Annotated in this window: 5 protein-coding genes; 1 reads left to right on the top strand and 4 read right to left on the bottom strand. The window is 71.1% G+C overall.

Going from position 1 to position 7,447, the window contains the following annotated elements:
* From TOK_RS08035 to TOK_RS08050, 4 genes are all read right to left on the bottom strand, one after another.
* Positions 1-1,179 (bottom strand): cbb3-type cytochrome c oxidase subunit I (locus TOK_RS08035; RefSeq protein ID WP_098957169.1); only part of this gene is annotated, 1,179 nt, incomplete at its 3' end.
* 211 nt (positions 1,180-1,390) lie between these two features.
* Positions 1,391-2,200: a PIG-L family deacetylase gene (locus TOK_RS08040; RefSeq protein WP_098957170.1), complete on the bottom strand. Its 810-nt coding sequence runs from the start codon at positions 2,198-2,200 to the stop codon at positions 1,391-1,393.
* A 58-nt stretch (positions 2,201-2,258) separates the two neighbouring features.
* The gene (locus TOK_RS08045) at positions 2,259-4,160 is read right to left on the bottom strand and encodes a MoxR family ATPase (RefSeq protein WP_253258250.1); all 1,902 of its coding nucleotides are present in this window, start codon (positions 4,158-4,160) and stop codon (positions 2,259-2,261) included.
* A 118-nt stretch (positions 4,161-4,278) separates the two neighbouring features.
* Complete coding sequence (locus tag TOK_RS08050) at positions 4,279-5,400, bottom strand: NDMA-dependent alcohol dehydrogenase (RefSeq protein WP_098957172.1); 1,122 nt, start codon at positions 5,398-5,400, stop codon at positions 4,279-4,281.
* Between the two features lie 231 nt (positions 5,401-5,631).
* Between TOK_RS08050 and TOK_RS08055 the strand changes: the two genes are divergently transcribed.
* Positions 5,632-7,233, top strand: a complete 1,602-nt coding sequence (locus TOK_RS08055; RefSeq protein WP_098957173.1) for a benzoate-CoA ligase family protein — start codon at positions 5,632-5,634, stop codon at positions 7,231-7,233.
* Positions 7,234-7,447: the final 214 nt, after the last annotated feature.

Genomic DNA, 7,447 nt, shown 5'->3' on the forward strand with positions numbered 1-7,447 from the left:
CGCCACGACGAAGTAGCTGTCGGAGACGTGGAAGTCCAGCGGCGGCGACGCGAGCAGGATGCCGGTCAGGCCACCGAAGAGGAATGTTGCGAGGAAGCCGACGGCGAAGAGCATCGGCGTCTCGAACGTCAGCTTGCCCTTCCACATCGTGCCGATCCAGTTGACGAACTTGACGCCCGTCGGGATCGCGATGAGGAACGTGGTGAAGGAGAAGAACGCGAGCAGCACCGCGCCGGTGGCGTACATGTGGTGCGCCCACACCGCGACCGACAGGGCCGCGATGGAGATCGTCGCGTAGATGAGGCCCTTGTAACCGAACAGCGGCTTACGGCTGAAGACCGGGAAGATCTCCGAGACGATGCCGAAGAAGGGTAGGGCGACGATGTAGACCTCGGGATGGCCGAAGAACCAGAACAGGTGCTGCCACAGGATCGCGCCGCCGTTGGCGGGATCGAACACGTGGGCCCCGAGGTGCCGGTCGGCGGCCAGGCCGAGCAGGGCGGCGGTGAGCACCGGGAACGCGATGAGGATCAGGATCGCCGTCACGAAGATGTTCCACGTGAAGATCGGCATCCGGAACATCGTCATGCCGGGCGCGCGCATGCAGACGATCGTGGTGATGAAGTTGACGCCACCGAGGATCGTGCCGAGACCGGCGACGGCCAGGCCCATGATCCACAGGTCACCACCGGCACCGGGCGAGTGCACCGCGTCCGACAGCGGCGAGTAGGCGAACCAGCCGAAGTCGGCCGCGCCACCGGGCGTCAGGAAGCCGGCGAGCACCGTGAGGCCACCGAACAGGAACAGCCAGTACGAGAAGGCGTTGAGCCGCGGGAACGCGACGTCGGGCGCCCCGATCTGCAGCGGCACGATGTAGTTGGCGAAGCCGAACAGGATCGGCGTCGCGTACAGCAGCAGCATGATCGTGCCGTGCATCGTGAACAGCTGGTTGTACTGCTCCGGGGACAGGAACTGCATCCCCGGCACCGCCAGCTCGGCGCGCATCAGCAGCGCCATCGCACCACCGGCCAGGAAGAACCCGAACGACGTGACCATGTACAGGATCGCGATGTCCTTGGGGTCCGTCGTCCGCATCATCTTGAGCAGCGTGGATCCCTTGACCGTCCGACGCGCCGGGTACGGGCGCGACGAGATCGGTTTGGGGGCGACGGCTGTCACTGGTGCCTCCTGCACTGGCCTGTGGTGGGCAGGCCGGACTCTATATCGCGCGGATCGGCCCTCCGGCCCCCGGGTGAGGAGCCCGGCACGGGCGACCGCACCGCGCGCTCATTGTGCTCTACGGAGGGTAGAACGACCACCGCGGACCGCGTCACACTCGGTGGACGGGTGGGCAGGCGCGACGGCCGTCGGCGCCCGGCGGGGGGACCGCTCAGCGCAACGGGGCGAACAGGTCGAGGAACAGGTCCGGCGCGGCGGCCGGACTGGGCGCGGGATCGACGATGTAGAACTCCGTGCCCATGCCCATCGCGAACATCGGCTCGGGCATCGACAGCATGAAGTGGTCCGGACCCATCTGGCTGGCGTGCGCGCGCATCGAGGCACGCTTCTTGTCGACGTAGTCGACGGCGTCGACGCGGTGGGTGATCTCCGCCTCGGGCTTGCCGAAGTTCGGCGCCTCCATGTTCGGCGGCTCCCAGCCGTCGGGCAGGCCGCCCTCCTTTGCCAGGCCGGTCATGCCGCGGACCATCCAGTCGCGGTTGATCGTCCCCTGCGCGACGACGGGCACCGCGGCCAGCTCGGCGGCCCGCCTGCCGACCCGGTGGACCTGGATGTGGTCGGGGTGGCCGTAGCCGCCGTTGTCGTCGTACACGGTGAGGACGTCGGGCTCCTCCTCCTCGAGGATGAGCGCCAGCCGCTTGGCGGCGTGCTCGACCTTCGCCTGCCAGAAGCAGTAGGGCGCGTCGTTCGACGGCTCGCCCATCATCCCGGAGTCGACGTAGCCGAGGAACTCCACGCGGGCCGCACCGATGATCTTCGCCGACTCGAAGCACTCCGCCGAGCGGCGCACGGGCAGCTGCTCCCCCTCGGCGAGCACGCCGGGCACCGGCTCCCCGAGCTCGCCGCGGGTCGCGAACACGAGCACCACGCGGTGCCCTTCGGCGACGGCGCGCGCGAGCGTGCCTGCTGACCCGATCGACTCGTCGTCGGGATGGGCATGGAAGCTGACGATCGTCCCCACGGCGCGACCCTATCCGGGCGGTACGACATCCCTCGTGGGTGGCGTCGGGGTGCCGCCGTCAGCCCAGGATCCGGGTCAGCGCCGGGCCGATCTCCTTCAGCCGGCGGACCGTGCGGGAGGTGCCGCCGCCCTTGGCCGCCAGCGCAGCGGCGGCCACCTCGGCGTCGCGGCCGTCCTCCCCCGGCCCGAGCGGGACGAGGACGTGCAACCGGTCGATGCCGGCCAGCGCGGACGCCGGTTCGTCGCCTGCGGTGTGCAGGCAGTCCGAGAGCAGCACCACCATCCGCTCCTCGGCAACGGCCCCGGCCAGCCCCAGCGACGCCGCGCGCAGCGCCGCCGCGAGGTCGGTGGTGCCGTGCCCACGCAGCGCGACGAGCTCGCCGACGAGCTGGTCCGGCGGTTTGCGCCGGCCCTGGGCCTGCAGGACACGGACGTCGGCGCCGAAGGCGAGCACCCCGGGTTCGAGCCGGGATCCGCCGTCCTCGGAGGCGAGGACGACCCCGGCCGCGGCGACCGCGGCCAGGGCGACGGCCAGCCCCTGCATCGACCCGCTGATGTCGACGACCAGGCAGACCGCGCGGCGGTGCGCCGTCCAGTCGCGGGTGACGAGCTCGTCGGCGGCGGGGCGCCGGGAGATGCCGGGCTGCCAGCCGTCGAGGGTGCGGTCGAGGTCGAGGTCGCCCGATCCGCCGCGGACGGGTGCGATCCGGCGCGTCCCGCGGGCCTTGGCCGGGCCGACCTTGCCGAGCTGGATGAACACGCGCCCGGCGAGCCGTCGCGCCAGCGCTCGCAGCTGTGTGTCGGTGGCGACGGCCAGGTCGGCGAGCAGCGCGGCCGCGGCCTCCGGGTCCTCGGCGAGCGCATGGTCGAAGGCCTGCTCGTCGAGCTCGCCGAGCTCCGGGGAGACGTCGTCGAACATCTCGTGGCGCGCCCCGAGCTCCTGGCGTCCCAGCGTGCGCTGGCCGCGATTGCGGTGCGGGGGTTCCTTGCTGCGGCCCGCCGAGGGAGGCGGCGGGCCCTCAGCTTTTCCCGGCTCACCACCGCCGGAGTCGTCGGAGGACCGGTCCGGTGGGCGGGCCTCGTCCTCGGGCCACAGCTGGTCGAGCAGCTCGTCGATGACGGACTCCGGGGTGCGGTCGACGCCGTCGGCGATGCGGATGCGCCCCGACAGCGCGGCGTGGGCGGCGTCGCGGGCCGTCTCGCGGGCCGTCACGGCCTCGCCGCGCAGCTCCGACAGGCCGGTGAGCACGAGGGAGAGGTCGATCGCGCCGCGGACCGACGAACCCATCCGCAGGTCGCGGTGCTCGCGGGTGGCCCGGGCGAGCAGCACGGACAGGTCGGTGACCCAGCCCTTCACCCCGCTGACCGACGTCGTGATCGCGCGCTCGGCGTCCTCGTCCTGGTAGCCGAGGACGACCCGGCACATGCGGTCGGCGATGGCCTGGCTGACCCGGGCGGTGCCGATGGCGTCGAACGGGTTCATGGCGGCGATGAGCCGGAAGCCGGGCCCGGCGCGGACGGTGCCGAGTCGCGGGACGGCGATCTCACCCTCGGTGAGGACGGTGATCAGGACGTTGAGGGTCTCCTCGGGGACGCGGTTGAGCTCCTCGAGGTAGAGCAGTCCTCCGGCGTCGCCGAGGTCGGTGCCGCCGCGCATCGCCGTGAGCAGCGGTCCGTCGACGAAGCTGGCGGGCAGGTAGCCCTCGGCGAGGACCTGCGACGGGTCGAACGCACCGACCAGGCGGGCGGGCGTCAGCTCGGCGTTGCCCTCGACGAACACGACGTGGCGGCCGGCGTCGGCGGCGATGGAGCGCAGCAGCGTCGACTTGCCGGTGCCGGGCGGTCCCTCGATGACGACGTGGCGTCCGGTGGCGAGTGCGACGGTGAGGACCTCCCGCTCGCGCTGCAGCCCGACCACGGGCGTCGGCGTGCGGGAGTCGGGCGGGGTCAGGGTGGTCACGTGCGGGGCTACCTCCGGCGGCGCGGCCACCCGGAACGCCCCGTGGAGGGGACGTCCGGATGGCCGCGCGTCGTGGAACGTCGTCGGAACGGGACCTGCCCGTTCGGACAGGGGTCGGTCAGGCCGCGGGGTCGTGGATGATCACGCCGCGGATGTTCACGCCGTTGATCAGGTCGTCGTAGCCCTTGTTGACGTCCTCGAGGCTGTAGGTGTTGGTGATCAGCTCGTCGATCTTGAGCTGGCCCGACTGGTACATGGCGACCAGTCGCGGGATGTCCTTGAACGGGTCACCGGAACCGAACAGCGACCCCTGGATGCGCTTCTCGAACAGGGTGAGCAGCGCGCCCGGGATCTCGATGGTGTTCTTGGTCGGGTCGGCGAGCCCGGTGACGACGACCGTGCCGCCCTTGCGGATCCCGTTGAACGCGTTGGTGACGACCTCGGAGTCGACGATGCCGACCGTCACGATGGCCTTGTCGGCACCGACACCGTTGGTGAGCTGCTGGATCAGCTCGTGCGCCTCCTCGGCGGTGGCCGCGGAGTGGGTGGCGCCGACCTTCTCGGCCATCTCGCGCTTGTTCGCGAGCGGGTCGATGGCGACGACGTTGGCCGCGCCGGCCAGCGCCGCACCCTGCACGGCGTTGACGCCGATGCCGCCGACCCCGTAGATCGCGATCGTGTCGCCGACCTGGGTGTTGGCGGCGTTCGTCGCCGACCCGAAACCGGTCGGGACACCGCAGCCGATGAGGACGGCCTTGTCGAGCGGCACGTCGTCGGCGACCTTGATCGCCGAGTTCTCCGAGATCGTGGCGCGCTCGGAGAACGTGCCGATCATGCACATCCCGCCGAGGTCCTCGCCCTTGGAGTCGTGGAAGCGGTAGGTGCCGTCGGGCATGACGCCGTCGAGGATCGTGGCGCCGAGGTCGCACAGGTTGGTCTGGCCGCTCGCGCAGAAGCGGCAGTGCCCGCAGACGGGCAGGAACGAGCAGATGACGTGGTCACCGGGCTTGAGCCGGGTGACCCCGGGGCCGACCTCCTCGATGATCCCGGCGCCCTCGTGGCCGCCGACGATCGGGAAGCGCGGCACGATGTCTCCGTGGCGCAGGTGCTCGTCGGAGTGGCACAGGCCCGCCGCGACGTACTTGATGAGGACCTCGCCCGCCTTGGGCGGGTCGAGCGTGAGCTCCTCGATCTCGAACGGCTGACCGACTCCGCGAAGCACTGCGGCTTTGGTCTTCATTGACCCTCCTGCGTGGTTGTCCGGTGTTCCGGGGGACGCGACGATGGCCGGTGCGCGTCGTCACATCAGATGATGCGCATGGCCTTTCGTAACACCTTGGCCGCGTTGCCGGAAGATCGCTCGACGAGCGCGGACGTGGCATCCGCACGCATCCGATCCTTCTACGAATCGTTGACGCCCCGCCATCCACCAGTAGAGTTCGCAAATCCCGAACCGGCACAGGAGCCGTCGATGACAGAACTCTTCAACGCCGCCGAGTACCTGACCGACAGGAGAGTCATCGCCGGCGACGGCGACCGGGTCGCGGTCCATCACCCGCGCGGCACCCTCACCTACGCCGAGCTCGCCGACGAGGTCCGCCGCGTCGCCGCCGGGCTGGTCGGCATCGGGGTGCGCCCCGAGGAACGCGTCCTCATGTGCATGACCGACGACGTGGAGCTGTTCACCGCGATCCTGGCGACGATGTACGTCGGCGCGGTCGCGGTGCCGTCCTCGACGATGCTGACCGGGCCCGAGCTGGGCGTACTGGTGGCCGACTCGCGGGCCCGGGTACTGCTGGGCAGTACGGAGTTCACCGGCGCCGTGCACGCCGCGGCCGCGGGCGCCCCGGACCTGCGCCACGTCGTCCTCACCGGCGACACCGGCCCCGACCCCGCCGCGCTCGGCCCGAACGTCACTGCGCTGACCTGGCAGGACCTGCTCGACGCGGGCACCGGCACACCGGTCGGCGCCCCCTACCCGACGTGGGACGAGTCGCCCGCGCTGTGGCTCTACACCTCGGGGACGACGGGCAAGCCCAAGGGCGCCATGCACCGCCACCACGACATCCGCGTCGTCGCCGAGACCTACGGACAGCAGGTCCTGGGCATCGAGGGTGACGACGTCTGCCTGTCGGTCGCCAAGCTGTTCTTCGCCTATGGCATCGGCAACAGCATGTTCTTCCCGCTCTCGGTCGGGGCCTCGACGGTGCTGGAGCCGCAGCGCCCGTCCCCCGCGCTGTTCGCGCAGCGGGCCGGCGAGCACGGCGTGACCCTGTTCTTCGCCGTCCCGTCGTTCTGGGGCCCGCTCATCGCCGCGGACGCGCAGACCGTCGACCCGGCGGCGTTCGCGACGGTGCGCCGCGGCGCGTCGGCAGGAGAGGCGCTGCCGCCCAGGATGTTCCACGGGGTCCGCGACCGGTTCGGCTTCGAGGTCCTCGACGGCATCGGCTCCACCGAGGCGCTGCACATCTTCATCTCCAACCAGCCCGGCAGGGTCGTCCCGGGCAGCTCCGGCTACCCGGTGCCCGGCTACCGCGTGGAGCTGCGGCGCACCGACGGCACGATCGTCGACGGCACGGGCGAGTCCGGGATGCTCTACGTCGCCGGGGAGTCGCTGTGCACCGGCTACTGGTGCCGCACCGAGGTCAACCGCGCGGTGTTCCACGGGGAGTGGATGCGCACCGGCGACCAGTACGTCCGCAACGACGACGGCAGCTACACCTGCCTGGGCCGTACCGACGACGTGCTCAAGGTCGGCGGCATCTGGGTGAGCCCCGCGGAGGTCGAGTCACGGATCCTCGAGCACCCCGCGGTCGCGGAGGCGGTCGTCGTGGGCGTGCCCGACGCCGACGGCCTGGACAAGCCGGTCGCCTACGTCGTCGCGATGCCGGGGGTGACGGTCGACCCGGACGAGGTCGTCGAGTTCTGCCGGGCCGGGCTCGCGGCGTTCAAGCGGCCACGTGCGGTGGTACTCGTCGACGAGCTGCCCAAGACCGCCACCGGCAAGGTGCAGCGGTTCCGGCTGCGGGAGCGGGCGTCGGCACCTGCTCGCGACAACGTTCTACAGAACTAGCGCGCAACGTGCTCATGTTGTAGATTTTGAGGCATCCCACCGCGCCGAGGCGCAGGAGGCCCATCGCAATGACCACCACACAGGCGCAACCCGCGCCCCCCGCGGACGCGACGGACACCGCCGAGGTGCCCGTCGTCTCGTTCGACACCTGTCCCGACCAGTACCGGCACTGGACGATCGACCTGTCGCAGGCCGCGGAGACCGGGGTCGCCTA

The sequence above is a fragment of the Pseudonocardia sp. N23 genome (genome assembly GCF_002583555.1).
GTDB lineage: Bacteria > Actinomycetota > Actinomycetes > Mycobacteriales > Pseudonocardiaceae > Pseudonocardia.